The sequence below is a fragment of the Kitasatospora sp. NPDC091257 genome (assembly GCF_044757675.1).
Lineage (GTDB): Bacteria > Actinomycetota > Actinomycetes > Streptomycetales > Streptomycetaceae > Kitasatospora > Kitasatospora lactacystinica.
Map to the genome: position 1 here is coordinate 1 of NZ_JBIVVI010001189.1, position 2,755 is coordinate 2,755.

Annotated in this window: 4 protein-coding genes; 1 reads left to right on the forward strand and 3 read right to left on the reverse strand. The window is 72.8% G+C overall.

The window, feature by feature from the left end; translation table 11 throughout:
* The 3 genes from ACIQOV_RS36110 to ACIQOV_RS36120 form a co-directional block, all read right to left on the reverse strand.
* The coding region (locus ACIQOV_RS36110) for an MFS transporter (RefSeq protein ID WP_401055040.1) at positions 1-642 on the reverse strand (642 nt) is incomplete at its 3' end.
* Between the two features lie 38 nt (positions 643-680).
* A complete protein-coding gene (locus tag ACIQOV_RS36115; protein WP_401055041.1) occupies positions 681-1,274 on the reverse strand; it encodes an ArsR/SmtB family transcription factor in 594 nt (197 codons plus the stop codon).
* 78 nt (positions 1,275-1,352) lie between these two features.
* On the reverse strand, positions 1,353-2,087 hold the full coding sequence (locus tag ACIQOV_RS36120) for an SDR family oxidoreductase (protein ID WP_401055043.1): 735 nt from the start codon (positions 2,085-2,087) through the stop codon (positions 1,353-1,355).
* A 71-nt stretch (positions 2,088-2,158) separates the two neighbouring features.
* Between ACIQOV_RS36120 and ACIQOV_RS36125 the strand changes: the two genes are divergently transcribed.
* A partial coding sequence (locus ACIQOV_RS36125) for a LysR family transcriptional regulator (RefSeq protein ID WP_401055044.1) occupies positions 2,159-2,755 on the forward strand: 597 nt, incomplete at its 3' end.

Sequence of the window (2,755 nt, forward strand, 5' to 3'; positions counted from 1 at the left end):
CCCGGACGGGGTGTCACCCGGAGGGGCTTCGAGCGGACTGATCCGGACGGAGAGCAGGAGCGGCAGGGAGAGCGCGAAGAGCAGCCCGGCGACGGCGAAGGCGGCGGCCGGGCCGCCCAGACCCATGGCCAGGCCGCCGAGCGGCGGTCCGGCGATCTGGGCGAGGCGCATCGACAGCGAGCGCAGGCCGGTGACCCGGGCCAGCTGGTCGGGGCCGGTGATCCGGGGCGGGAGGGCGCCGACGGCGGGGACGAACAGGGCGTCCACGGCGCCGAAGACGAGCGCCACCGCGACCAGCAGCCAGAGCGCGGGCGCGGTCAGGGCGATGCCGGCGGCCACCGCGAGGATGAGCAGACAGCGCACGGCGTCGCTGCCCAGCACCACCCGGCGCGGGTCGAGCCGGTCGGCCAGGACGCCGCCGCCGAGCATGAGCAGGGCGCGCGGGGCGGCGCCCGCGGCCATGACCAGGCCGATCTCGGTGGGGCCGGCGGAGCGCTGGGCGGACCAGGCGAGGGCCGCGAAGTAGACGCTGTCGCCGATCAGGGAGGCGGTGTACGCCGCGAGCCAGCGCAGCACGTTGCCGTCGCGGTGGGCGGGCGGTGCGGCGATCCGGCGGGAGAGGGGCGGTTCAGCGAGGACCATCGGGGACTCCGGAGGACTGGGACACGGCGGGGCCGGTGTCAGGGGCGGAAGGGGAACCCGTACAGGTGGACGGACACGTGCTCGCGGCCCGCGGTGTCGCCGGCCGCCCCGGCGGCCTTGCCGCGCTCCCGCCAGCGCCGGGCGAGGGCCTGCAACTCCTGGTTCATCTCGGTGAGTTCGGCGGCGGTGAGGTCGAGCAGCCACTCGGAGGTGAAGGCCGCGTCGGTCCACTCCTTGCCCCAGGCGGCACTCCGGTCGAGGTAGGCGCGGTACTGGGCGGAGCGGGAGTCGACCAGGCCCTTGGTCACCGCGTCGACGACGGCCGCGCCCTCGGGCGTGCCGGCGAGGTCGGACTCGCGGAAGCCCCAGCCCTCCTCGGAGGCGACCTCCCACCACCGCTCCCGGCCGTCGGCGCTCCGGGCGCTCGCCGCGGTGACGAAGCCCTGCTCGGCGAGCTTGCGCAGGTGGTAGCTGACCAGGGACGGAGCCTGGTCGACCTGCTCGGCGAGCTGGGAGGCGGTCGCGCTGCCGGAGGCGTAGAGCAGACGGTAGAGCTGCATCCGCAGCGGGTTGGTGAACGCCTTCAGGCGGGACAGGTCGGTGATCCGGTCGGGCCGGGGCTTCTCGGGCATGCGTCGACAGTAAGTCCGAAAGAAAAATTGCGCAATAAAAATTTCAGATCTTCGGAACGGGGTCGGCGCGGCCTGGTCTCACCAGGGGATCGGGCCGTCCTCGGCCCAGAAGGCGCCCGTCGGGCCGTCCTCGCCCGCCGTCGCCAGGTCGACCGCGATGGCCGCGCCCTCCTCCGCCGTGCGTATGCCGGAGTGGCGGTTGAGGTCGGTCGCGCAGTAGCCGGGACTCACCGCGTTGACCAGGATCCCTTCGGCGCGCAGTTCATTGGCGTAGAGCACGGTGATCGCGTTCAGCGCGCTCTTCGAGGTGCAGTAGGGGAGGAGGATCGAGAAGTAGGCGGACCACGGGCTGCCCGGGTCGGCCAGGTGGGTGAGGGAGCCGAGTTCGCTGGACATGTTGACGATGCGTGCGGCGGCGGAGCGGCGTAGCAGGGGGAGCATGGCGTGGGTCACCGCGATGACGCCGAACACGTTGGTCTCGTAGACCTGCCGGACGGTGGCGGTGGGGGTTTCGCTCGGCTTCTGGGGTGCGGTGGCGATCGCGGCGTTGTTGACGAGGATGTCGAGGCGGCCGAACGTGGCGTCGATGTGCTGGGCGGCGGCCCGGACCGAGATCTCGTCGGTGACGTCCAGTGGTACGAACCGTACGTCGGCGCCGTCGGCGCGCAGCTCCTCGGCCGCCGCCTCGCCGCGCTCGGCGTTGCGGGCGCCGATCAGCACGGTGATGCCGAGGGCTGCGAGCCTGCGCGCCGTTTCCTTGCCGATGCCCTTGTTCGCGCCGGTGATCAGAGCGGTCTTCTGCGAAGTCGTCATGGCACCCAGCCTCCCCGCACCCATGGGCGGCAGGGAAAGACCGGAAGAGTGTGGATCTATAGTCCACGGATATGAGTGAGCTGGAAGTGCGGGAGCTGAGGTACTTCATCGCGGTCGCCGAGGAACTGAACTTCAGCCGGGCCGCGCAACGCCTGGGGATGGCGCAGCCTCCGCTGTCGAAGGCGATCGCTCAGGTGGAGTCCCGGCTCGGGGTGCGCCTGCTGGAGCGCACCACCCGGCAGGTGAGGCTGACCGACGCCGGTCGTGTGCTGCTCGACCAGGCCCGGATCGCGGTCGACGCGGTGCACGCGGCGGCCCGGCGGGCACGCCGGGCCGGTCAGCCGGCACCCCGGCTCGTCGTGGCGGTCAAACCGGGAGGCGATGGCGGGCTGCTGCGGGAGATCCTCGCCGCCTACCGGGACACGGGTTCGCAGCTGCCGCCGCCTGAAGTCGTCGTCGGCGGCAGCGGGGAGCCGATCGCCATGCTGCGGGACGGCCGTGCCGACGTAGCGCTGCTGCGCAGCCCGTTCGACGGTCGAGGGCTGGATTCCCAGACGCTGGTGGTCGAGCCGCGACTGGCCGTCCTCCCCGCCGCGCACCGCCTGGCCGGATGCCGGCGACTGCGGCTGAGCGACCTCAGGGGCGAACCGGTCCCGCGCTGGAAGGGG